This window comes from Actinomycetota bacterium, from assembly GCA_019347575.1.
Lineage (GTDB): Bacteria > Actinomycetota > Nitriliruptoria > Nitriliruptorales > Nitriliruptoraceae > JAHWKY01.
On sequence record JAHWKY010000009.1, the window covers coordinates 56262 to 79735 of the forward strand.

At 70.1% G+C, this 23474-nt stretch carries 21 protein-coding genes and 1 pseudogene; 7 read left to right on the forward strand and 15 right to left on the reverse strand.

Annotated elements, in window-relative coordinates:
• The first annotated feature begins 270 nt into the window (after positions 1 to 270).
• Both KY469_07720 and KY469_07725 read left to right on the forward strand, forming a co-directional pair.
• A complete protein-coding gene (locus tag KY469_07720) occupies positions 271 to 585 on the forward strand; it encodes a hypothetical protein (GenBank protein MBW3662971.1) in 315 nt (104 codons plus the stop codon).
• 186 nt (positions 586 to 771) lie between these two features.
• The gene (locus KY469_07725) at positions 772 to 2223 is read left to right on the forward strand and encodes a SpoIID/LytB domain-containing protein (protein ID MBW3662972.1); all 1452 of its coding nucleotides are present in this window, start codon (positions 772 to 774) and stop codon (positions 2221 to 2223) included.
• Here KY469_07725 and KY469_07730 read toward each other — a convergent pair.
• The 4 genes from KY469_07730 to KY469_07745 all read right to left on the reverse strand — a co-directional run bounded on the left by KY469_07730 (position 2157) and on the right by KY469_07745 (position 5094).
• The gene (locus KY469_07730) at positions 2157 to 2636 is read right to left on the reverse strand and encodes a hypothetical protein (GenBank protein MBW3662973.1); all 480 of its coding nucleotides are present in this window, start codon (positions 2634 to 2636) and stop codon (positions 2157 to 2159) included. The two genes, KY469_07725 and KY469_07730, sit on opposite strands and share 67 nt — an antisense overlap.
• Positions 2606 to 3547, reverse strand: a complete 942-nt coding sequence (locus tag KY469_07735) for a transposase (protein ID MBW3662974.1) — start codon at positions 3545 to 3547, stop codon at positions 2606 to 2608. The genes KY469_07730 and KY469_07735 overlap by 31 nt, the downstream gene beginning before the upstream one ends.
• A 66-nt stretch (positions 3548 to 3613) precedes the next feature.
• Entirely contained in the window at positions 3614 to 4069 is a 456-nt protein-coding gene (locus KY469_07740) for a ribonuclease HI (GenBank protein MBW3662975.1), read from the reverse strand.
• Positions 4070 to 4101: 32 nt separating this feature from the next.
• Complete coding sequence (locus KY469_07745) at positions 4102 to 5094, reverse strand: TerC family protein (protein ID MBW3662976.1); 993 nt, start codon at positions 5092 to 5094, stop codon at positions 4102 to 4104.
• A 177-nt stretch (positions 5095 to 5271) separates the two neighbouring features.
• On the opposite strand from KY469_07745, the gene KY469_07750 reads away from it, so the two are divergent.
• A complete protein-coding gene (locus KY469_07750) occupies positions 5272 to 5994 on the forward strand; it encodes a 1-acyl-sn-glycerol-3-phosphate acyltransferase (GenBank protein MBW3662977.1) in 723 nt (240 codons plus the stop codon).
• 7 nt (positions 5995 to 6001) lie between these two features.
• Here the strand turns inward: KY469_07750 and KY469_07755 are convergent, their stop codons facing one another.
• Positions 6002 to 6298, reverse strand: a complete 297-nt coding sequence (locus KY469_07755) for a hypothetical protein (GenBank protein ID MBW3662978.1) — start codon at positions 6296 to 6298, stop codon at positions 6002 to 6004.
• A gap of 80 nt (positions 6299 to 6378) precedes the next feature.
• Positions 6379 to 7572, reverse strand: a complete 1194-nt coding sequence (locus KY469_07760) for a hypothetical protein (protein MBW3662979.1) — start codon at positions 7570 to 7572, stop codon at positions 6379 to 6381.
• Positions 7573 to 7624: 52 nt separating this feature from the next.
• On the opposite strand from KY469_07760, the gene KY469_07765 reads away from it, so the two are divergent.
• The 3 genes and pseudogenes from KY469_07765 to KY469_07775 all read left to right on the forward strand — a co-directional run bounded on the left by KY469_07765 (position 7625) and on the right by KY469_07775 (position 11090).
• The gene (locus KY469_07765; GenBank protein MBW3662980.1) at positions 7625 to 8509 is read left to right on the forward strand and encodes a PAC2 family protein; all 885 of its coding nucleotides are present in this window, start codon (positions 7625 to 7627) and stop codon (positions 8507 to 8509) included.
• 88 nt (positions 8510 to 8597) lie between these two features.
• Positions 8598 to 9944 (forward strand): annotated as a pseudogene (locus tag KY469_07770) (lysine 2,3-aminomutase).
• 168 nt (positions 9945 to 10112) lie between these two features.
• Entirely contained in the window at positions 10113 to 11090 is a 978-nt protein-coding gene (locus KY469_07775) for a carbohydrate kinase family protein (GenBank protein MBW3662981.1), read from the forward strand.
• Here the strand turns inward: KY469_07775 and serC are convergent.
• The gene (serC, locus tag KY469_07780; GenBank protein ID MBW3662982.1) at positions 11083 to 12198 is read right to left on the reverse strand and encodes a phosphoserine transaminase; all 1116 of its coding nucleotides are present in this window, start codon (positions 12196 to 12198) and stop codon (positions 11083 to 11085) included. The genes KY469_07775 and serC overlap by 8 nt on opposite strands.
• 96 nt (positions 12199 to 12294) lie before the next feature.
• On the opposite strand from serC, the gene KY469_07785 reads away from it, so the two are divergent.
• The gene (locus tag KY469_07785) at positions 12295 to 13488 is read left to right on the forward strand and encodes a pyridoxal phosphate-dependent aminotransferase (protein ID MBW3662983.1); all 1194 of its coding nucleotides are present in this window, start codon (positions 12295 to 12297) and stop codon (positions 13486 to 13488) included.
• A gap of 82 nt (positions 13489 to 13570) precedes the next feature.
• Here the strand turns inward: KY469_07785 and KY469_07790 are convergent, their stop codons facing one another.
• The 8 genes from KY469_07790 to ahcY all read right to left on the reverse strand — a co-directional run bounded on the left by KY469_07790 (position 13571) and on the right by ahcY (position 23471).
• Entirely contained in the window at positions 13571 to 14827 is a 1257-nt protein-coding gene (locus tag KY469_07790; protein MBW3662984.1) for an ABC transporter permease, read from the reverse strand.
• Complete coding sequence (locus tag KY469_07795) at positions 14827 to 16002, reverse strand: ABC transporter permease (GenBank protein ID MBW3662985.1); 1176 nt, start codon at positions 16000 to 16002, stop codon at positions 14827 to 14829. The genes KY469_07790 and KY469_07795 overlap by 1 nt, the downstream gene beginning before the upstream one ends.
• A gap of 35 nt (positions 16003 to 16037) precedes the next feature.
• On the reverse strand, positions 16038 to 17579 hold the full coding sequence (locus KY469_07800) for an ABC transporter ATP-binding protein (protein MBW3662986.1): 1542 nt from the start codon (positions 17577 to 17579) through the stop codon (positions 16038 to 16040).
• A gap of 93 nt (positions 17580 to 17672) precedes the next feature.
• Positions 17673 to 18785 carry a BMP family ABC transporter substrate-binding protein gene (locus KY469_07805; protein MBW3662987.1) on the reverse strand — a complete coding sequence of 371 codons (1113 nt, stop codon included), beginning with the start codon at positions 18783 to 18785 and terminating at the stop codon, positions 17673 to 17675.
• Between the two features lie 127 nt (positions 18786 to 18912).
• The gene (nhaA, locus tag KY469_07810; GenBank protein ID MBW3662988.1) at positions 18913 to 20370 is read right to left on the reverse strand and encodes a Na+/H+ antiporter NhaA; all 1458 of its coding nucleotides are present in this window, start codon (positions 20368 to 20370) and stop codon (positions 18913 to 18915) included.
• Between the two features lie 4 nt (positions 20371 to 20374).
• Positions 20375 to 20866, reverse strand: a complete 492-nt coding sequence (locus KY469_07815; protein ID MBW3662989.1) for a hypothetical protein — start codon at positions 20864 to 20866, stop codon at positions 20375 to 20377.
• Between the two features lie 80 nt (positions 20867 to 20946).
• On the reverse strand, positions 20947 to 21951 hold the full coding sequence (locus tag KY469_07820; protein MBW3662990.1) for a hypothetical protein: 1005 nt from the start codon (positions 21949 to 21951) through the stop codon (positions 20947 to 20949).
• 206 nt (positions 21952 to 22157) lie between these two features.
• Positions 22158 to 23471 carry an adenosylhomocysteinase gene (gene ahcY, locus KY469_07825; protein MBW3662991.1) on the reverse strand — a complete coding sequence of 438 codons (1314 nt, stop codon included), beginning with the start codon at positions 23469 to 23471 and terminating at the stop codon, positions 22158 to 22160.
• Between the last annotated feature and the right edge of the window lie 3 nt (positions 23472 to 23474).

Sequence of the window (23474 nt, forward strand, 5' to 3'; positions counted from 1 at the left end):
CGGGGGACCGGGGTCCGACGGCGCAGCTCGTGACCTGCCTGCAGCCTCTGAACGCCTTGGTTGACATAACGTACCTTCTCGGGGAAGTCCGAGGAGGGGCGCCGATCGGCGGTCACGGCAGGGACCGGCGGCGGCGACGTCGAAAACCGCTCTCGGACCGCTCCGGAGGGGAACCTGGCGACCTGGACGCGGATCGGCGTCGATGCGGCGGTCGCGGACACCTGGGTCAGCCGCGTCGTCATCGACCCGGTCGATCGTGACCACGCCTACGTGACCTACACAGGCTTCCGTCAGGGTGACGACCGGGCGCTGGTGTTCGAGACCACCGATGGCGGGGCGACGTTCACCGACATCAGTGGTGACCTCCCCTCCGCACCCGTCAACGACCTGCTGTTGATCGAGGACGAGGTGATCGTCGGCACCGACGTCGGCGTGTTCCTGCTCGCCGACGCCGGCTCGTGGCTCGCGGTCGGGCACGGCATGCCCAAGGCCCCGGTACTCGACCTCGCCTACAACGTCCCGACGCGGACCCTGGTCGCGGGCACCTTCGGGCGCAGCCTGTGGCAGCTGACCCTGCCGGAGTGAGCCGCGTGAACTGACCCGCCACTCGGCGTCCGCAGAACGCACGCCGACCGGCGTCACGGAACCTCGCCTCGCCCCGGGCGTTGGGCTGTACCGGCGACGAGATCGGGATCCGTCCCGCGCCCCGTGCGCGGCCCGCCTCGCCGGTCACCGATGACCCCTCCCCCACTCACACGACACGAGGGCACCGTGCCGTCCACCTCCCTGACCCTGCTCCGCCCATCCCGGATCGCCCTGGCGGCCATCCTCGTGCTGGCGTCGCTGGCCACGCTCCCGTCGCCGGCGACCGCCGCCGAGGACACCAGCGTCCTGCTCCACCCGGCCGCGTACCGCTTCGAGGCGGAACCGGGCACGACGTTCACGATCGGTGGCCACGGCCGCTACAGCGACACCGTCGAGGTCCTGCCGGGGCCTGACGGCAGGCTCGTGGTCGTCAACGAGCTCGGCCTCGACGCCTACGTCGAGGGCCTCGCCGAGATGCCGGCGCACTGGCACGTCGAGGCGCTCAAGACGCAGGCGGTCGCCGCCCGCACCTACGCCTGGTACTCGATCGAGGCCGCCTCCTACCAGGAGCGCGGGCTCGACTTCGACATCTGCGCGACGGTCGCGTGCCAGGTCTTCCACGGTCGCGAGATCATCGAGGTCCCCGAACTCGGCGCCCGCTGGGCGGCGGCCGTCGCTGACACCGCCGGTGAGGTCCTCACCCACGAGGGCGAACCGATCCTCGCCCGGTTCTTCTCGACCTCAGGAGGCTCGACCCGACGCAACGTCGACGTGTTCCCCGACGACGGTGACCACGCCTACCTTCAGCAGGTCGACGATCCCTACGATGTGGCCTCGCCCCTGCACGCCTGGACGGTGCGGTTCACGCGTGAGCAGATGGACGCCATCCTCGCCAGCGGCGATGCGCTCTCGGCGGCCGTCCCTGCGGTCGCGTTCGAGCGCCTCCCCGCCGACTACGACCACCCTCTCAGCCGGACCGACCGCATCCGCATCACGCGTGCGGATGGCCACCGGGTCGAGATGGGCGTGTCCAAGTTCCGCGCTTTCGTGTCCGCGCAGGCCGCTGCCCTCTTCCCCGGCTCGTTCCCCCAGCCCCGGTCCGACGGCGGTCGCATGCCCGAGACGCTGCCGTCGAGTCGCATCGGGTTCGAGGTCACCCCGACCCACGTCGTCGTCCGCGGCGGTGGCTGGGGTCACGGGGTCGGGATGAGCCAGTACGGCGCCAAGGGCTGGGCCGAGGACGGCGGCAACTACGACGAGATACTCGGTCACTACTACTCCGGTGCCGAACTATCCACATCCGAAGAGACTCCCGCGCGGGTGCGCGTCGGCCTGACCTGGGAGGCGATGGACGCCTCGGTGACCGCCGATGGGCCGGTGCGCGTCCTCGGGCCTCACGGCGAGACCGTCGCCCCGGCCGGCTCCACCTGGCGCTTCACGGCGACCAGCGTCGATGCGCTCGGCGTCGAGGGGCCGCAGGTGGCGTGGGGGGACGTCACGGGACCGACCCGGCGGGCCATCGCGTTGGTCGAGCGGACCGCGGACGAGGACGTCTCGCGTGCGACCGACCCTCAGCTGCTGTACGACCTGCTCGCGGCGATCCTGTCGGGCATACCGTGGCTGGGCCGGGTGGGTTGACCAAGCCGGGTCGCCGTGACGGCGGCGGCCCTCGGGCTGGGCGGATCTCCAGGGAGGGCTCCGCTCAGCCCGTCGTCCCGTCGATGATGTCCCGGAGCAGCTCGGGCAGGACCGGCGCCGAGCGGTCCCTCGACCTCGATGTCATCCACGCGCTCGAGGACGAGACGCTCCATCTCGTCGTCGCTGCAACCCAGATCTTCCGCCTGGCGCCGGAAGTCCTCCATCCGCCCGTCGAGACCCTCGAAGTCGACCTCCGGTGCCTCGGAGCTGACCTGATCCACCAGATCCTGGACCGTCGCGATGACCTCGTCCGCGAGCTCGGGACACGATGCAGCGGTGGTGTCTTCGCCACCGCACCCCGAGGCGAGTACGCCGAGCATCGCTACCCCCGTGGCAGCGCGTCGCAGCCGCACGTGTGTCCCTCCTGTCGGTGCCAACCTAGTGCTCCGTCACGGAAGTGTTTCTCGCGTCCGTGATCCTCGCCGTGGGGGCGAGCGACTCCCATCCACGCGGGCTGTGGGTGGGCGGCCCGGAGCCCGGCCAGACCGACGGCGGACATCGTGCAGGTGTCGGCGCCGGTCACGCCGTGCAGGGGTGCCTGCTCGACGGTGCTCGATCCGCACCGGAGCGCGGATGATCCCGCCGCCTCTGGCGGCTGGTTCCATGAACTCGCGCCGTCCATCCAACCTCCGTCGCCAGCAAGTTCGCGCGAGTTCATGCAATTGCGGGCACCGGCGATGTCGCGGTGGCCGCGGTGTCCGCAGTGCGGACAGGTCAAGATCCGGCCGGACGGATTGGGGACGCGCCGGCCACAGTCGGGACAGCTCGACGACGTCCCCCGCTCGTCGACCGTGACCAGGCGGATCCCGGCGGCTGCGGCCTTATCGGCCAACGCCGCCATCAGGTGCGTGCGGCGCCACGCCCGCAACCGCCAGTTGCCCACCGCCCCGATGTCGCGGTCGGTGATGCCCTTGGGATCGCCCACCACCAACGTCCCCACCCGTTCCGACACGGCGAACTCGATCACCCGCTTGGCGGCTTGGTGGTGGGGCTGGCGGACCCGACGACGGTGACGCGTCTCGGCCTTGCGCTGCCGTGCCCGCAGCTGCTTGTAGCGCCGCGAGCCGCGCTGCCCCCGCTTGGGGGCCTTGCGGCCCAGATGCTTGCCGCGCTGGCGGCTGTCGTCCAGATGCAGCCGCTCCTTCGCCCGCAGCGCCCGCCCCGACACCACCAGCGCCGCATCATCGGTCGCGGCAGCGAACAGATGGATGATGCCCACATCCACCCCCGCGACCTCGTCCGGATCCACATCGTGGTCGGCCACCGCCACCTGCGCGGTCACATCCAGCCACAACCGGCCCCGCCCCGCGGACCGGCACTCGCGGTCGGATCAGGCCTCACGGCGCCACGTGTTCGCGAGGGCGTCGGCGTACTCGTTCCACCGGTAGCCCGCGTGTCCCGCCAGCCACGCCACCGTGAGCTCGGGACGCTCCTGGAGCACCGCGTAGGCCCGTTGCACCAGGTCGAGGTTGGCGATGGGACCGGTCTTGCGCTTCCACCCGCGGCGCGCCCATCCGGCAGCCCACTCGTTGATGGTCTTGACCACGAGCTGGCTGTCGCTGTAGAGCGTGGCGGAAGTCCCGACGGGAACCAGCTCGGTGCCCGCGATCAGAGCCTGCAGCTCCATCCGGTTGTTGGTCGTGTCCGGTTCGGCACCGTGGGCCGACGCCACGATCTCGCCGTCGACCACGTAGACCGCGCCCCAACCACCCGGCCCGGGGTTGGGTGAGCACGAACCGTCGGTGAACACGCCCGAATCGGGGCCCGCGTGGTAGCGCGCGAGCACCTCGTCAGGCGTCAGCAGATCCGATGTCCAGTTCACGGGTGCGTCTCCAGTTCCTCGCGATCGTCCGGCGGGTCGCCCGCCACACCCCCACCTCCGTCGCGTCGTTCCACTCGGAGGGACAACCACACGGAGGTGCCGAGGATCAGGGCGATGATGGTCAGCGGCTGCCACGCCGGGAAGTGCACGTCGGTGGCCTCCTCGAGGATGAGCTTGATGCCGACGAGCACGAGCACGCTGGCGACACCGGGCCCGAGGTAGCGGAAGCGGCGTACCGCCGATGCCAGCAGGAAGTACAACGCCCTGAGGCCGAGCAGCGCGAACGCGTTGGAGCTGAAGACGAGGAACGGGTCGCGCGTGACCCCGAAGATCGCCGGGATCGAGTCGACGGCGAAGACCACGTCGGTCGACTCCACAACCACGAGCACGGCGAACAGGGGCGTGGCCCAGAGCGCGCCCTCGCGACGGACGAACATCGCCTGGCCCTCGTAGTCGGGCGTGATGCGGAACAGATGTCGCAGCAGCTTGAGCACGGGGTTGCGTTCGGGGTGGACCTCGACCTCGTCGTGGGTGGCCAGACGCACACCGGTGAACACCAGGAACGCCCCGAACAGGTACGCGACCCACGAGAACCTCGCCAGCAGCACCGCGCCGACGGCGATGAAGACACCGCGGAAGACCAGCGCCCCGAGGATCCCCCAGAACAGCACGCGGTGCTGGTACGCGTCCGGCACCGAGAAGTAGGCGAAGATCAGCACGAACACGAACAGGTTGTCGACCGACAGGCTCTTCTCGATCAGGTACCCGGACAGGTACTCCCCCACGGCCCGGCCGGCATCGGTGTAGATCAGCGCCACGATGCCGCTGAACGCGAGACCGAGCCCGATCCAGATCACCGACCAGAGCGCCGCCTCTCGGGTCCTGACGACGTGTGCGTCGCGGTGCAGGACCAGCAGATCCACCAGCAGCAGCCCGACCACGACCGCGACGAACAGCACCCAGCCCCAGAGTGGGATCGGGGACGACACCACCCCTGCGCTCGCAGCTTCCGTGGCGAGCGGCAAGGGTGTGCTCCTCGACAGCCTCGGGACGTCGGGCTCCGAGTGAGGTTAGCGTTGGCCTGCGGACCCCCTGATGGACGGCGAGAGAGCGTGGCCGAGCTGTACCCCGTTGCCGAAGCGCTGTTCGACCTGGCCATCCGCGTGATGGGGTTCCGGGTCGAGGCGCATGGCCTGGACAACATCCCGCGGGAGGGTGGAGCCGTCCTCGCCAGCAACCACGTCGGCTACGTCGACTTCGCCTTCGTCGTGCTCGCCCCGCCCCGCCCTCGCCGCCGCGTGCGCTTCGTGGCGCGGAGGGAGGTCTTCGCGCACCCGATCGCCGGGCCGCTGATGCGGCGCCTGCACATGATCGAGGCCGACCCGTACGGCGACGCCGGCCGCGTCGTGGTCGATGCCGTCGAACACCTGCGTCGGGGTGATCTCGTCGGCATCCACCCGGAGGGAACCATCAGCCCCTCGTTCGTTCCGCGTGCCGGCAAGACGGGGGCCGCGCGCATGGCCGCGGAGGCCGGTGTGCCGCTCGTGCCGACGGCGGTTTGGGGGGCGCACCGGATGCTCACGAAGTGGCGCGAACCGCAACTGCGCCGCGGCTTGGCGGTCACGGTCGTCTACGGGACGCCGTTCGAGGCCGATCCCGGCGATCCGCTGGGGACGACCCTGGAGCTGATGGCACGCATCACCGAGCTGTTCGAGGAGGCGCAGAAGCTCCACCCGCAGCACCCGTCGGGGCCCGACGATCGCTGGTGGCTGCCGGCACACGCGGGCGGCACCGCGCCGACACCGGAGGAGGCGGAGGCGCGCATCGCCGCACAGCAAGCAGAGCGGAGGGCGAGGCGGCAGGCTGAAGAGCGGGACGAGCGGCCCTGAGGCGGCGTCAGCTCTGCTCGGCGATCTCGGGGTGGCCGTGGCGTGGCCGTAGGCGCCGTTCCTCGGGCAGCAGCACGGTCCCGAAGACGTCCTTGGTGTAGCGGCTGGGCAGACCTCGGTCGATCACAAACTCGGGCACGTCAGCCTCGAGGTCGAAGCCGATCGCGAGTTGGCACGTGTCGCAGCGGTACTTGCCCAGCCCCTCGGCGTGGCCGAGCAGGTGCTGCTGACCCTCGCAGCGGGTGCAAGGACGCTGCGTGGGGATCTCGTCGACACGTTCGGCATCTACAACAGCGGTGCTCATGCCCCAACGGTACCTGCCCACCGCCACAGGGCGAAGCACGCGCACTCGACATCTGGCCGGGGGGCGTCGGCGCGGCCGCGTCAGATCGCTCTACAGGCCACGGCGACACCCCCCTCATCGAGCCGTAGGAGCCACAGCCGGCGCCCCTGCGGGCCACGCTGGGGCCGTCCCAGCACCTCCCACCATCCCGAGGGTGTCGCCTCGATGCCCGCGGTCGCGATCTCGAGGGGCGCATCGGGAGCGGACCGCAGCCAGGTGCGCACGGCGCGCTGATGCGCGGGCAGGACGGCCTCGACGAGCCAACGCCGGTACCAGGGGGACGGCCCAGGGTCGCTCTGCGTCGTCAGCAGCGCCCGGACACGCGACACCCGGTGCGCCCCGATGCGTTCGGCCAACCCGTCGTGGCCGCGCGCGCGGACCAGGGCGGGGTTGGGCTCGATGAGGATCGCCCCGATCGGTGCGATCGTGACCTCGCCGGGGACCTCCGTCGTGCGCGACCACGTCCGTTCCTCGGGCAACAGCGTCGCGGTCGCGTGGACCCCTGGCGCACGCAGCTCGCCCAGCCAGATGACGGCCTCGACGAGTTGGCCCTGCACCGCGATGAACTCGATCTCTGCCCCCGGGGGCAGATCGGGATCGTCGAGGTCCACGGCTGGCGAGACCGTGATGGCACGCCCCGGAGCCTCCTCGGTCGCCGCGAGCAGGGCAGGGACCGCCGGCACGTAGCGCGCGAGCCGACGCACGCGACCACGCGGCGTGCGCCGCGAGGGATCGGCGTGGACCGCGACGCCGATCGCGATGGGGGGTCGCAGCGCGTCACCCCGGACCGCTGCTGCGCGGTGATGGCGGAGGTTGTGTGCGAGGAGCAGCACCCGCCCGGGATCGAGTTCCACGACGACGAGACGCCGCGCGGTTGCGGCGATGGCGGTGGCATCCGAACCGGTGCCCGCGCACAGATCGGCCGTGTCGTGGCCGGCGAACCTCCGCGAGCGCCACCGCGCGACGAGCGGGTGGCTGGCCTGCTCGAGCGCCGCGGCGGTCGTGAGCAGCTCGTCGGCTTGCCAGCCGTTCGCGCTCGCCGCCAGCCGGGCGCGCGCGGCCATGGCCGCTGCGGCCGCGCGCGCGGGCGGGAGTCCTCCCTCGCGCAGCACGACTCCGATCCGCAACGCGTCCTCGCCCTCGGCGAACAGCGCCGCGGCACGGGTCACGACCTCGCGACCCGCAGCGGTCAGCCACCTGGCGGTCGCCTCGTCGAGCCCTTCGGTTCCGCCCACCGTCGCAGCCTGCCACGTCGCCGACGGGTGCTGTGCCCGTAAGCTCCGCCGTGTGGAGACCCTGCGCCTGGACGGACCGCTCGACGAGACGCTCGTCGATCCCCTGCTGCTGCTCGCCTTCGACGGGTGGACCGATGCGGGTCGCGGCGGAACGACGGCGGCCGCCCTCCTCGCGGACGCGTGGCACGCGCGGACCATCGGCAGCTTCGATCCCGACGCGCTGTTCGACTACCGCGACCGGCGACCACTGCTGCACATCGACCGTGGGGTGCTCGGTGAACCCGACTGGCCCGGCGTCTCGCTGATCCAGCTGTCCGCGCCCGAAGGCTTCGACGCGCTGCTGATCACTGGCACCGAGCCGGACCTCGGATGGCAGGCGCTCTCGCGTGACATCGTCGAGCTGGCTCGGCTGGTCGGTGCCGAGCGGTACATCGGACTGGGCGCAGTCCCCGGCCCCGTCCCGCACACCCGGCCCGCTCGGGTGATCACGACGGCCAGCCGGGAGGACCTGTTCGGGGAGCTGGGACGACCGCACGAGGAGGTCGTCGTGCCTGCCAGCTGCCAGGTGATCATCGAATCGACGCTGCGGGATGCCGGCCTGACGACGCTGGGGTTGTGGGCGCGGGTCCCCCACTACGTGGCGGGCGAGTACCCCGCCGGGGCTCAGGCGCTGCTGCAGCGCGTGGCGGCTCACCTCGACGCCGCCATCGACATGACCGAGCTCGGCCTCGAGGTGGCCGAGCATCGCGAGCGGCTCGACGCGGCCGCATCGGCATCGACCGAGATCACCGAACACGTACGCCAGCTCGAGACCGCGTTCGACGCCGAGCTCGACGCGGGTGGGATGGGGGGTCCACTCCCGACGGGCGACGAGATCGCCGCGGAGTTGCAACGGTTCCTGCAAGATCAGCGGGGCGACGACCACACCACCGACTGACGTCCGCTGCGCGCGCGACGGGCGCTGCTCCCGCGCACGGCCGACCGCCGCTCGTACCCTGGGTCGTGTCCCCGTCGAGGAGCAGGTCGTGGCATCTCGATCGCGCCCCGCGCGTGCCCACGCCGTCGACCAGCCGTTCCCCTACCCGCTGCGACGGGAGTTCGTCGAGCCGGACTGGACCCGCATCCCCGGCTACCGCGACGTCGATGCCGCCACCTGGCGGGATGCGCAGTGGCAGCGCGTCAACACGGTCAAGAACCTGGCGCAGCTCAAGCAGACGCTGGGAGAGCTGCTGCCCGACGCGTTGTTCCGCGATGTGCTGCGTGATCAGGCCGAGCGCGCCACGATGTCGATGCTCATCCCCCCGCAGATGCTCAACACCATCGACTGGGACGATCCCGAGCACGACCCGATCCGCCGCTACATGCTGCCGGTGTTCACCGATCGGGACGTCGAGTGGCCGTCACACCCGCTCGCCGAGCGCGACAGCCTGCACGAAGCGGACATGTGGGCCGTCGAGGGCCTGACCCACCGCTACCCCACCAAGGTCCTCGCCGAGCTGCTCGAGACGTGCCCCCAGTACTGCGGCCACTGCACGCGCATGGATCTGGTCGGCAACTCCACCGAGGTGGTGGACAAGTACCGCTTCAAGGCCAAACGAGCCGCGCGGTGGGAGGCCATGCTGGAGTACCTGCGATCGACGCCCGCGGTCCGCGACGTCGTCGTCAGCGGAGGCGACGTCGCCAACCTGCCGATCAAGCGCCTCGAGGAGTTCGTCTCCGGCCTGCTCGACCTCGACAACATCCGTGACATCCGTCTGGCGACCAAGGGGCTCATGGGGATCCCCCAGCACTTCCTCCAGGACGACGTCGTCGCTGGCATCGAACGCCTCGCGCGGAAGGCCCACGACCGCGGCGTCGCCCTCGCGGTGCACACGCACGTGAACGCCGCGCAGTCCGTCACGCCGCTCGTCGCCGAGGCCGTGCACCGGCTGTTCGAGGCCGGCGTCAGGGACGTGCGCAACCAGGGCGTGCTGCTGCGCGGCGTCAACACCTCTCCCGACCAGCTGCTCGACCTGTGCTTCACCCTGCTCGACCACGCGCAGGTCATGCCCTACTACTTCTACACGTGCGACGTGATCCCCAACTCCGAGCACTGGCGCATCTCGGTCGCGCGGGCGCAGCAGCTGCAGCACGCCATCATGGGTTACCTGCCGGGGTTCGCGACCCCACGGATCGTGTGCGACGTTCCCTTCGTCGGCAAGCGCTGGGTGCACATGCTGGATCACTACGACCGTGTGCGTGGCATCAGCTACTGGACCAAGAACTACCGCACCGGTATCGAGGACGACGATCCGCAGGCGTTGAGGCGGCTCTACCCGATGTTCGATCCCATCGACACGCTCTCCGAGGAGGGCCGCGCCTGGTGGCGCGAGCTCGTCGAGCGACGAGGAAAGGGCGAACCGACCCGGTGGATGCTCGAACGCGTGGCACCACCCGGGCCCGTCCACCTCCCGCTCGAGGACGACGACCCAGGGGCGGTAGCCGCGTCCTGACGGCTAGCCTGCGCACCATCCTGCCGATCGTCTGCCGCGGAGGCCCGTGTGCGCATCGCCGTGACCGGCAGCATCGCGACTGACTACCTCATGTCGTTCCCGGGCCGCTTCGCCGACCAGCTCGTGGCTGACCGGCTCGACCGGCTCAGCCTCAGTTTCCTCGTGGATGAACTCGAGGTGCGGCGTGGCGGCGTGGCGGCGAACATCTGCTACGGCCTCGCCCAGCTCGGCGAGCGCCCGATCCTCGTGGGCGCCGTCGGCGAGGACTTCAACGCGGACTACCGCGCTTGGCTGCAACGTCAGGGCGTCGACTGCGCTGGCGTGCACGTGTCCGAGCTGAAGCACACGGCCAGGTTCCTCTGCACCACGGACGAGGACCAGAACCAGATGGCGTCGTTCTACGCCGGCGCTATGGAGGAGGCACGGTTCATCGAGCTGGCTCCCATCGTCGATCGCGTCGGCGCCTTCGACCTGGTGGTGATCTCGCCCAACGACCCCGAGGCGATGCTGCGTCACACGAGGGAGGCGCGGGACGGGGGTATCCCCTTCCTCGCGGACCCGGGTCAGCAGCTCGCTCGGATGGAGGGTGAGCAGATCAGGGCACTGGTCGAGCACGCGCACATCCTCATCACCAACGATTACGAGAGGGCCCTGCTCGAGAGCAAGACCGGGTGGAGCTCCGACGAGGTCCTCGGGCGCGTCGGGACGCGCATCACGACCCTGGGCCCGAAGGGATGCGTGATCGATCAGCCCGGTGGACCGAGCATCGAGGTGCCAGCCGCACCCGAACGTCGTCGGGTCGATCCCACCGGTGTCGGAGACGGCTTCCGTGCGGGTCTGCTCGCGGGGCTGTCGTGGGAGCTGGCGTGGGAGCGCCGTGCGCAGGTGGGGGCGCTCATGGCGACCTACGTGCTCGAGCACGTCGGCACACAGGAGTACGACGTGGCGCCAGCGGGCTTCCTCGAGCGCTTCACGGACGTCTACGGGGCCGAGGCTGCGACGGAGATCCGCGCCTTCCTCAGCTGAGCTGCTCCACGACGTGGTCGACGCAGGCGGTGTAGGCCTCAACGTCCGCGTGATCGACCGCCGGGAACAACCCGATGCGTAACTGGTTGCGTCCGAGCTTGCGGTACGACTCGGTGTCGATGACGCCGTGCCGTCTGAGGACGGCGTTGACGTTGTCCGCGGAGACCCCGTCGAGATCGACGGTCGCGACCACGTGGGACCGCGCCGCGGGATCGGCGACGAACGGGGCCGCCCAAGGCCGCTCCTCGGCCCAGGTGTAGACGTGCTCGGCCTTGTCTCTGCAGCTCGACACGGCCCACCGCAGACCACCCTTGCCGTTGAGCCAATCCACCTGCTCGGCGGCGAGGAAGAGGGTCGTGATCGCGGGTGTGTTGTAGGTCTGGCGCTGGCGGCTGTTGTCTAGCGCGACGCTCAGAGCGAGCGACGTCGGCACGTAGCGTTCGGCGGCCGGTGCGAGCTCGCCGATGCGCTCCACCGCGGCCGGAGACAGCAGCGCAACGACGAGACCACCCTCGGACGCGAGTCCCTTCTGGAGGCTGAAGTAGTAGACGTCGAACGCGGCTGGGTCCACCGGGAGGCCGGCTGCCGCGGAAGTCGCATCCACCACGACCAGCGCGTCGTCGGGGCGCACGAGGTCCATCATCACGCCCGTCGAAGTCTCGTTGTGCGTCAGCGCCTGCACATCGACGCCCTCGATGGGGCGAGGGTCGGGGCGGGTCCCCGGCTCGGCTTCGACCTCGACCGGGTCCTCGAGCCAGGGTGCCGCACGCGCCGCGGCGGCGAACTTGCTCGAGAACTCACCGAACACGTAGTGGGCGCTGCGGTCGCGTATCAACCCGAAGGCGGCCATGTCCCAGAACGTGGTCGCTCCACCGTTCGCGAGGAGGACCTCGTAGTCGTCGGGAAGGCGGAACAGATCGCGTAGTCCGCTCTGCAGCCGTCCGACCTGCGCGCGCACCGGCTCACGGCGGTGGGAGGTGCCGAGCAACGTCTTGCCCACGGCCACCAGGCGCGCCACCGCCTCAGGGCGGACCTTGGTGGGTCCACAGCCGAAGCGGCCATCGGCGGGCAACAGCGAACGGGGGATGGTGACGTCGGACGGATCCACGAACCGAGAGCTCCGAACATGTGAGGGGGCGCGAGTGAACCACGTCGCGTGCCCGTCGCTACCCTCGCCACCGCCCGTCCACGACCCGAGGCGCCCGTGAGCTCACCCGTCTCCGCCCGCGTCGCCGCCATCAGCACCTCGCCGACGCTGGCCGTCACCGCCAAGGCGGCGAGCTTGCGAGCAGCCGGACAACCGGTGATCGGCTTCGGTGCCGGCGAGCCGGACTTCCCGACACCGGCCAACATCGTCGCCGCGGCTCAGCTCGCCTGCGCAGACCCGTCCGCGCACAAGTACTCGGCGACTCCTGGTCTGGGTCCCCTGCGCGATGCCATCGCCGCCAAGGCGAAGGCCGACTCCGGACTGGCCGCGTCACCGGAGCAGGTCGTCGTGGCCAACGGGGGCAAGCAGGCGCTCTACGAGGTCTTCGCCACACTCCTCGACCCCGGCGACGAGGTCATCCTGGCCGCCCCCTTCTGGGTCAGCTACCCCGAGCAGATCGCGGTCGCGGGCGGCGTGCCGGTCGTGGTGTCGACCGACGAGGCGTCGGGGTTCCGGGCATCGGTCGAGCAGCTCGAGGAGGCGCGGACCGAGCGCACGAAGGCGCTGCTGTTCGTCTCGCCGTGCAACCCCACCGGAGCCGTCTACGACCCCGAGGACGTCGCGATGATCGGAGCCTGGGCGGCGTCGCACGGGCTCTGGGTCATCACCGATGAGATCTACCAGCACCTGGTCTACGGCGATGCGACGTTCGCGAGCCTGCCCGTGGTCGCGCCCGAGGCAGCGGAGCGCTGCGTGGTCGTCAACGGCGTTGCGAAGACCTACGCGATGACGGGATGGCGGGTCGGCTGGGTCATCGCGCCCCAGGACGTCGCCGCGGGGATGACACGGCTACAGAGCCACCTGACCAGCAACGTCTGCAACGTCGCGCAGGCCGCCGCGCTCGAGGCACTCACGGGTCCCCAGGACGCGGTCGCCGAGATGGTCGAGGCTTTCGATCGCCGCCGCCGCATCGCGGTGGACATGCTCCGCGCCCTGTCGGGCGTGACGTGCTCGGAGCCGGAGGGGGCCTTCTACACCTTCCCCGGGTTCCACGAGGTGCTCGGCACGGAGGTGCGCGGGCGCCCGGTCGCGACGACGCTCGACCTCGCCGACCTGCTCCTCGACGAGGCGCAGGTCGCGTTGGTACCTGGCGAGGCGTTCGGGGCGCCCGGCCACGCCCGGATCAGCTACGCGCTGGGCGAGGCCGAACTCACCGAAGGGATCGAGCGCATCGGCTCCGTCCTCAGCTGACTGGTCTCAAGTAGCCGGAGGGCGGTAGACCAACCGAGTCGGTCTCAAGTAGCCCGGACGACGGTAGACCAACCGAGTCGTTTCACTCCTTGATGTAGGGCTGGCCGTCCGCGGCCGGCATCCGCGCGCGACCGACGACGCCCGCCACGACGAGGATCGTGGCGATGAACGGCGCCATCGTGAGGAACTGTGACGGTATGGGGACGCCGAGGATCGCGAGCGAGTCCTTGAGAGCGGCTGCGAACCCGAACAGGAGCGCCGCCCCGAGCGCCCCGACGGGCTTCCACGCCCCGACGATCATGGCCGCCAGAGCGATGAACCCGAACCCGCCGGTCATCTGCTTGCTGAAGCTGCCGACCGACCCAACCGTGAAGTGCGCCCCTCCCAGTCCAGCCACGAGACCGCCCAGGATGACGTTGCGGTAGCGCACCGCGTGCACGTCGATCCCGACGGTGTCGGCGGCCTTCGGGTGCTCGCCGACGGACCGGACCCGCAGGCCCCAGCGCGTGTGGAACAGCGCCACGTGCAGCACCGCTACCAGCGCGAAGGTCAGGTACACGAGGATGTTCTGGTCGAACAGCAACGGCCCCACGATGGGGATGTCCGACAGCAGCGGCACGTCGATGGGCCGGAAGATGGGCGGGGCGTTGAGGTGGGTGTTAGGCACCAGGATCTGATCGTTGAGGAAGCCCGTGATCCCGAGCCCGAACACGACCAGTACGACCCCCACGATGATCTGGTCCGCCACGAAACGGATGGTGACGACCGCCAGGATCGCTCCGAGGACTCCCCCCGCGAGCACACCCGCGAACAGCCCCGCGACGTTGTTGACCGCGCTGCCGACTATCGCGCCGGCGAACGCGCCGACCAGGAACTGTCCCTCGATGGCGATGTTCACGACGCCGGCGCGTTCACACAGCACCCCCGAGAGCGCTCCCAGCGCCAGCGGGATGGACCGCATGATCGTGCTGCGGAGCAGGAAGATCAGGTTGAGCTGGGCGTCCGCGGCGGCCCAGGTCAGGAAGGCGAACAGGAACAGCAGCGTGCCGATCACCAGAACGACGCCGATGCGTGTCCCGAACCCGCGCGTGAGTTGTCTGCCACCGAGGAACGCGATGACCGCCGCCAGGGCGATGACGGTCGCTCGCACGGGCAGGACCAGATCCGGGATCTCGATCCCGGCGCTCGAGGTGTTGAGGCCGAACCGGGCGTCGGCGCCACCTCCGACCGTGAGAGCGAACAGGCCGACCGTGGCCACCGCCAGGCCGAGGAGGAAGATGCCCCGGCCACGGGCTCGTCTGGGGTCGGACACAGTCCGGGTCACGGTCGTGGCGGTCATCACACGCTCCAGCCGGTCGCCGGCGCCGGGTCGGCCGCCACGTGCCGGTCGCGGAGGCGGAACGTGGCGCGGACGAGCGCCGGTGCGGCGACGAAGAGCACGATGAGCGCCTGCAGGACGATGATCAGATCCGGCGCGGTACCCGTGGCGCCCTGCATCCGTAGCGATCCCGCCTTCAGCACGCCGAACAGCAGTGCAGCGAGCATCGTGCCGATGGGGCTCGATCGCCCGAGCAGCGCGACCGTTATGGCGTCGAAGCCGATGCCTCCGCTGAAACCCGGTGTCAGCGAGCGCTGCAGGCCCAGCATCTGCACGCCGCCGCCGAGACCTGCGAGCGCACCGGAGATCGCCAGGACGAGGATGGTGCTGCGCCCCACCCGTATGCCCGCGGTTCGCGCCGCCTCGGGGTTGAGACCCACCGCTCGGAACCGGAAGCCGAGGGTGCTGCGGAACAGCAACCAGTGCACGACCCAGACCATCCCGAGCGCGATCAGGATGCCGGCGTGCAGTCGGAGGATGCCCGTGAAGCCCGGGAGCTGGGCACTGGGCTCGATCATCTTGCTGACCGGGTCGCTGCGGCCGGGTCGCTGGAACGCGGTCGTGCTCAACAGGTACAGCGTCAACTGGATGGCGATCTGGTTCAGCATGATGGTCGTGATGACCTCGTGCGCCCCCGTCCGGGCCTTGAGCCAGCCCGGGATGGAACCCCAGAGCCCGCCACCCACGACGGCCGCGATCAGGGCGAGGGGGAGGTGCACGACCGCCGGCAGACCGGTGAGGCCGAAGCCGACGAAGACGGCGAAGACGCCGCCCATCAGCAACTGGCCCTCGCCACCGATGTTGAACAGCCCAGCCCGGAAGCCCAGAGCGATCCCGAGACCCGCGAGCATGAGCGGTGTGGCCGCCACGATCGTCTCTCCGAGAGGGGCGAGAGCCGAGCGGATCCGAGCCCCATCACCCGACGCGACCGCGTCCACGATCTGCAGCGGCGAGCCGATCGATCCCGCCAAGAGCGCGGAGTACGCGCCGTAGACCGCGTCCCAGGAGGCATCGATGGCGTTGAGGGGATCGGAGAGGAAGCTCCCCCAGGCGGCGAGCAGCGCCTCCTCGGAGAGGACGATGATCACCGCGCCCACGAGCAGCGCGGCCACGAACGCCAGCACGGTGATGAGCATGGCGTTGAGGTGGCGTCCCCGCCCGACCACAGCGCTCACGCCGGTCCATCCACGTCGCCGGTCGGCTCGAGCCCTTCCACCGCCCCGGCCATCAGCAGTCCGATGCGGTCGCGGTCAACCGGCGCGTCGTAGGGGCCGAACATCCGGCCGCGGTACATCACCGCGATGCGGTCGCCCAGGGACATGACCTCATCGAGTTCGGACGACACGATCAGGACCGCCGTGCCCTCGTCGCGGGAACGCACGAGGCGGCGGTGGATGTACTCGATCGACCCGACGTCAAGGCCCCGAGTCGGCTGCGATGCCACGAGCAACGTGATGTCCCGCGAGAACTCGCGGGCGACGACGACCTTCTGCTGGTTCCCCCCCGACAGCGAGCCGAGGATCGTTCGGATCGACGGCGTCCGGACGTCGAACGCCTCGACCTCCTCCTCCGCGGCTCTCTCGATCGCCTCCGTGTCGAGCGTGCCGTGGCGAGAGAAGGGTGCGCGGTCGAAGCTGTTCAGGATGAGGTTCTCGGCGATCGTGAAGTCCGCCACCATCGCATCGCGGTGGCGGTCCTCGGGGATGTGAGCGATCCCAGCATCGATGCAGGCCTTCGGGTCGGCGTGCGTCAGGTCACGACCGCGCAGGAAGATGGTGCCGTAGACGGCATCGGCCAGGCCCGTGAGAGCGCGCACGAGCTCCGTCTGCCCGTTGCCCTGCACACCGGCGATCGCGACGATCTCGCCCGCCCGGACCTCGAGGCTGACGCCGTCGACCGCCATGTGGCCCCGCTCGTCCTGGACGTGCAGGTCGGATACCACCACCACCGGTTCCTGTGGTACCGCCGGAGCGCGATCCACCTCCAGGACGACCTCACGTCCCACCATCAGCGACGCGAGCTCGCGCTCGCTGGCGGCGTGTGGGTCCACCGTTCCGGCCACCGCCCCCTGACGCAGGACGGTGATCGTGTCGGAGATCGCCGTGACCTCCTTGAGCTTGTGCGAGATGAAGACGATCGATTTGCCCGCCGCCTTGAGGGCCCTCATGGCCCGGAACAGTTCCTCCGTCTCCTGGGGCGTCAGGACCGCCGTCGGCTCGTCGAGGATGAGCAGATCGGCGTCGCGGAGCAGGGCCTTGATGATCTCGACCCGCTGCTGGACGCCGACGGGGAGGTCCTCGACCATCGCGCCTGGGTCGACCGCGAGCCCGTAGCGCTCCGAGATCTCGCGCACATCTCGCTCGGCTTGCCCCCGGTCGAGCAGCCCCACCAGGCCGCGTGTGCGCTCGGTGCCGAGCGTGACGTTCTCGGCGACCGTGAAGACGGGGATCAGCATGAAGTGCTGGTGGACCATCCCGATACCGGCGGCGATAGCGTCGGCTGGCCCGTCGAAGTGGACCGGTCCGTCGTCGATCAGGATCTCACCGTCGTCGGCCGAGTACAGCCCGTAGAGGATGTTCATCAGCGTCGACTTGCCGGCTCCGTTCTCCCCCAGCAGACCGTGGATCTCGCCCGGTCGGACCACGAGATCGACGTGGTCGTTGGCGAGGACCCCCGGGAAGCGCTTGGTGATCCCCCGCAGCTCGAGGTTCACCGACCCTCCCGTCCTCGTCGGTGGTCGCGGCCGTAGAGCGCAGAGGGGGCGCCGACCGAGTGGTCAGCGCCCCTCCGCTCGGTCACCGGAACGTCAGGCGTAGTCCGCGGGATCGACCGAGACCGACCCGTCGATGATGCCCTGACGTAACTCGTCGAGCGTGTCCTTCAGTTCCTGCGGCACCGCGTCCTCGAAGTCGTGGAACGGAGCGAGACCGACGCCGTCGTTCTCGAGCGTGCCGCTGAAGAAGCCGCCCTCGAACTCGCCGTTGATCTTGTCCTCGATCGCGGTCGTGACCGCGACGTCCATGTTCTTCATCACGCTGGTGAGGAACAGGCTCGAGAACTGCGACGCGCTCACGAACCCGTCGGTATCGACCCAGATGACCATGTCCTCCGCTGGGGACTCCTGCACGGCGGCGGCCGCGCCCAGTCCGACCGGACCGGCGACGGGCATGATGATGTCCGCCCCGTTCTCGATCAGCGTCTGGGTCGTGTTGCGGCCGTTGTCCTGGTTCTCGAAGTCGCCCGTGAACAGACCGTCCTGAGCGGCCGGGTCCCACCCCAGGACCTCCACGCTCGTGCCGTTGTCCTCGTTGTACTTGGCGACACCAGCCGCGAACCCGTCCATGAAGATCGTCACGGTGGGGATGTTCAGGCCGCCGAAGGTGCCGACCTGCCCGGACTGGGTCATGCCCGCGGCGAGGTAGCCCGCGAGGAAGGCCGCTTGGTCGGTCTCGAACGTCAGACCGAGCACGTTGTCGAGGGGCGGGTCGTAGGCGAAGTCGACGATGGCGAAGTCCTGCTCGGGGTTCGCCTCGGCTGCCGCCTTGGTGGCGTCACCCAGCAGGAACCCGACCGTGATGATCAGGTCGCAACCCTGCTGGATGAACTGGTTGATGTTGGGCTCGTAGTCCGCGTCCGACTGCGACTCGAGGACCTGACCCTCGATGCCGAACTCGGCCTGGGCGTCCTCGATGCCCTTGAACGCCGTCGCGTTGAAGGAGCGGTCGTCGATACCGCCGGTGTCGGTCACCTGGCACGCCGCGAAGTCGGCGCCCACCGTCGGTGCGCCGGTCGCACCGTCCGTGGGTTCCGCCGTGGCGGTCCCAGTGGGATCGACGGTCGCGTCGTCGTCGCCACCACACGCGGTGGCGAGGAGCGCCGCGCCGGCAACGGCCGCGAGGATGCGGGTGCTGCGCTTCATGCAGGACCTCCAGGGAGAGTTGCGTGAGAGGAAGCGGGACGGGCGGAGTCTAGTATCTAGTTGCCGCTCCCCGGCGGGGGTCGTATGTGGTGGAGATGCCAGCCGAGCGTGAGCGCCCCGCTCAGCCTCACGCCTGACGGCCGGCGGCCACCGGATCGTCGCTGCCCTCTCCCTGGGGGGGCAGTCGGCGGAGCCACAGGAAGCCCGCGGTCCCCGCCACGATGCTCGCCATGAAGATGCCGATCTTGGCACTGGCGAGCTGGTCGCTACCGGTCGGGAACGACAGCGCCGCGATGAAGAGCGCCACGGTGAATCCGATCCCCGCGAGCAGCGCCAGGCCCTCGACGTGGCGCCACGTCACGCCACGGGGAAGACGCGCGATCCCGAGTCGTACCGCGAGCCACGCGGCTGCGGTGACACCCACCGCCTTGCCGACCAGGAGCCCCAGGCCGACGCCGAGGAGCACCCGGTCGGACAGCGCTCCCGCCAGGACGTCCATCGAGACCAGCACGCCGGCGTTCGCGAACGCGAACACCGGGACGATGACGAAGCTCGTCAGCGGAGCGAGCTCGTGCTCCAGCCGATCGAGGGGCGGGAGGCTCTCGCGGCTCAAGCGGCGCAGGTCCCCCATCAACGCGTCCACACGATCCATGCTCGCGTGATGGGGCGGTCCGGTGTCGATGTACGCGTCCACCCGGTCAACGAGCTGGCGCGCCCGGGCCGGGAAGTAGCGGGGGTCGTAGAAGGATCGCGCCGGCGTCATCAGGCCCAACGCGACGCCGGCGATGGTCGCGTGCACCCCCGACTCGAGCACCGCTAGCCAGGTGAACAGGCCGACACCCGCGTACACGATCAGCGATCGCACGGCCATGCGCTTCATGACGTGCACCAGCACGAACCCCCCGGCTGCCGCTGCCAGCCAACCCAGCGCCAGCTCGTCGGTGTAGAAGATGGCGATGATGAGGATGCCGCCGATGTCGTCGACGATCGCGAGGGCGAGGAGGAACAGCTTGGCGCTGATCGGGACGCGGGGACCCACGAGGCTGACCACGCCGATCGCGAAGGCGATGTCGGTCGCCACGGGGATGCCCCAACCGCTCCCACCCTCGCCACCGGCGTTCAGCGCGAGGTAGATCACGGCCGGGACGACCATGCCCCCTAGAGCGGCGATGGCAGGCAGCGCGGCGGCGCGGGGGTCACGTAGTTCGCCCGCGACCAGCTCCCGCTTGATCTCGAGGCCGACGACGAAGAAGAAGATGGCCATGAGCGCGTCGTTGACCCACTGCTGCACGGTGAGTTCGGACAGGTGCTGGAAGTGGAAATCCCCGAACCCGATCTCGACCCGTGTCTCGAGCAGAGCGAAGTAGTGCTCGCCCCAGGGCGAGTTCGCCCAGGCCAGAGCGCCCACCGCGGCGAGGAGCATGATGATCCCGCCAGAGGCCTCGAGGCGCATGAACGACAGCACCGGCTGCACGAACGTGCGCGGCACGAACCCACGTGACTCCCGGAACGAGGGCGGCAGCTCATCGGCTCCGGGCACGGTCGCCTCTTCGATGGAGGGCACGCGGCGCCGGTTCGCGCTCATGGCCTCACACCAGGTACCGGATCTCGCCGTCCGAGGCACGTAGAACGGCGACGACGGCCTCGTGCAGCCGCTCGTGGAGCTGGCGGAAGCGGATCGTCTCCTGGTCCTCTTCGTCCGTGTGCTCCGGGGCCGGGGTCGCGTCGCCCCCCATCAGGTCGTCGAACGCCGCATCCCAGTCGGTGTGCTCCGCCGCGAGCTGCAGGCGCATCACGGGAGCCTGCAGCAGCGCCCGGTTGAGATCCTGCACGATGCTCACCACGACGTCGGTGCTGGTGCGGACACCGGGGGTCGAGAGCAGGTGCAGTGCCTGCAGCTTGCGCATCGCCATCGCCGCGATGAGGACGGGGTCACCGAGTTCCTCCACGGCGGAGTCGACCGCGCTGAGGTCGAGCGCCACGGAGTCGGGCACGTCGAACCAGCTGCGCAGCGTCTCGAACAGCTCGGTGGTGACGCTGTGCAGGGCGAGCAGCTCGTCGGGCTTGGGGATGGTGTCCACCGCGCGGCACTCCGGACTCGTGGACGGTGCCAGCGCGCGGAGGGTAACGGCTCCGTCGGGGCGGACCGCACCCGGCGCGTTCAGCTGCTGGTGGTCGGCGCCTCGGTGGGCTCGCCGGCGCCCTCCCCCGCATCCTCCGGGGTGTCCTCGTCGCCCGCGGGGAACAGATCCTCGACGGTCAGCTCGGTCACGCGCTGCTCGTGCACCTCGTCGACGTCGGGGCAGTCGACCGTCGTGACGTCCTCCTCGACGAGCAGCTGTCCCAGCTCCCCTGATGCCTCGACCAGCGCCGCCACGCCCTGCGGGGCGGCCAGCGCCTCGGGGGTGAGGTTCGCGAACGCGGTCTGCTCGTAGGCGTCCCGATCGATGCAGGTGACCACGAACGCGCGTGCCCGCGCCTCGACGCCCGGGGCGGTGCTCTGGAAGCGCTGCACCGCGGCCATCACCTGGGTGTCCTGGAAGGACGCGGCTTCGTGGATGAGGGGCACGATGACGGCGCGGGCGTTCTCGAGCTCGGCGGCACGCCGCTCGAGCTGGGAGCGGGCGTCGCCGGCCGCCTCCGAGTCACGCAGCGCCTGGTAGGCGGGCAGAGCTTCCTGCATCGCGTCGCTGAGGATGCGCAACCCCGCTTCCGCGTCCCCCCGCAGCTCGTCTGCGCCCGTCGCGACACCGTCCTCGTCGAAGGTGTCGAGCGGGAACGCGAGGTCGTGGGACTCGAACTCGGCCAGATAGCGGTACGCGTCGTGCATCCGCAGCAGCGCGTTGGTCGCCGTCGCCACCGCCTCCGCGTCCTCGTCGCCGGCGTCCGCGGCGCTGACCCACAGCTCGCGAAGCTCGCCCTCGACCGCGTCGAAACGCAGCTTCGCCCCGACGAAGTCGCCGACGAACGTGCCCCAGGTCTGTGCCGGATCGATCGTGACGTCCTCGGGCGGCAGCGCACCGATGTCGGCGTCCAGCTCGGCGAGACGGGCGACGAGCGAGTCGGTTCCCTCGGCCTGGGCGGTCACCGCCGCGGTGGCGCCCACCCCGAGGGCCGCGGCCAAGCCCACGGCGAGGAGTCCGGTCACGTAGCGTCGGCTCCGCACGTCGTCCTCCTCAGCCTGGCGTGACGTGGTCCGTGACCGCTTGCCCACGATGGGACCCACGAACCACAGTAGGTAACCATAGCCACTCAGCTATGCCTTCGTCACGCGTGGCGCGCGACTTGAGCCCCCCGCGGCGTGCGCTCAGCGCACACTCGACCCCTGCGGAGGGAGCCGCCGACGCCACGCTCTCGGCCGCAGGGTCCCGATCAGTAGCGGTAGTGCTCGCCCTTGTAGGGGCCCTCGACGGGCACGCCAAGCGACTCGGCCTGCTCGGGGGTGAGCCGGGTCAGGTGCGCCCCAAGCTTGTCGAGGTGCAGGCGCGCGACCTCCTCGTCGAGGCGCTTGGGGAGCACGTAGACCTCGTTCTTGTACTCCTCGTGGTTCGTCCACAGCTCGATCTGGGCCAGGACCTGGTTCGTGAAACTCATCGACATCACGAAGCTGGGATGACCGGTGGCGTTGCCCAGGTTCACCAGGCGCCCCTCGGCCAGCAGGATGATGGCCTTGTCACCCGGCAGGTGGACGAGGTCGACCTGCGGCTTGACGTTCTCCCACTCGTAGTCGCGGAGACGCGCGGTCTGGATCTCGGTGTCGAAGTGCCCGATGTTGCACACGATCGCCTGGTCCTTCATCTCCAGGCAGTGCTCGAGCGTGATGACGTCGTCGCAGCCCGTCGCGGTGACGAAGATGTCCGCCCGCGGTGCGGCCTCCTCCATGGTGACGATGCGGTAGCCCTCCATCGCCGCCTGCAGCGCGGTGATGGGGTCGATCTCGGTGATCCACACCGTCGCGCCGTAGTTGCGCAGCGCCTGGGCGCAGCCCTTGCCGACCTCGCCGTAGCCGGCAACGACCGCGATCTTGCCCGCGATCATCACGTCCGTCCCGCGCTTGATGCCGTCGATAAGCGACTCGCGGCAGCCGTAGAGGTTGTCGAACTTCGACTTGGTGACCGAGTCGTTGACGTTGATGGCGGGCATCCGCAGCTTGCCGGCGTTCTGCCAGCTGTAGAGCTGGTGGACGCCGGTAGTCGTCTCCTCCGACACGCCGCGGATCTCCGGCAGGAGGTCTTCGTGGCGTTCGTGGACGATCCGGGTGAGGTCACCGCCGTCATCGAGGAGCAGGTTGGGACCGCTGCCGTCGGGCCAGCGCAGGGTCTGCTCGATGCACCACTCGTACTCCTCCTCGGTCTCGCCCTTCCAGGCGAAGACCGGTGTGCCGGCCTCCGCGACGGCCGCCGCGGCGTGGTCCTGGGTCGAGAAGATGTTGCAGGAGGACCAGCGCACCTGGGCCCCGAGGGCCTCGAGCGTCTGGATGAGGACCGCCGTCTGGATGGTCATGTGCAAGCACCCGGCGACGCGTGCCCCCGCGAGCGGCTGCTCCGCCCCGTAGCGCTCACGCAGTGCCATCAGGCCGGGCATCTCCTTCTCGGCCATGGCGATCTCGGCTCGACCCCACTGGGCGAGCGCGAGATCTGCCACCTGATGGTCGCTGCCCGCGGTGGCGGAGGTCTGCTCGGTCACGCT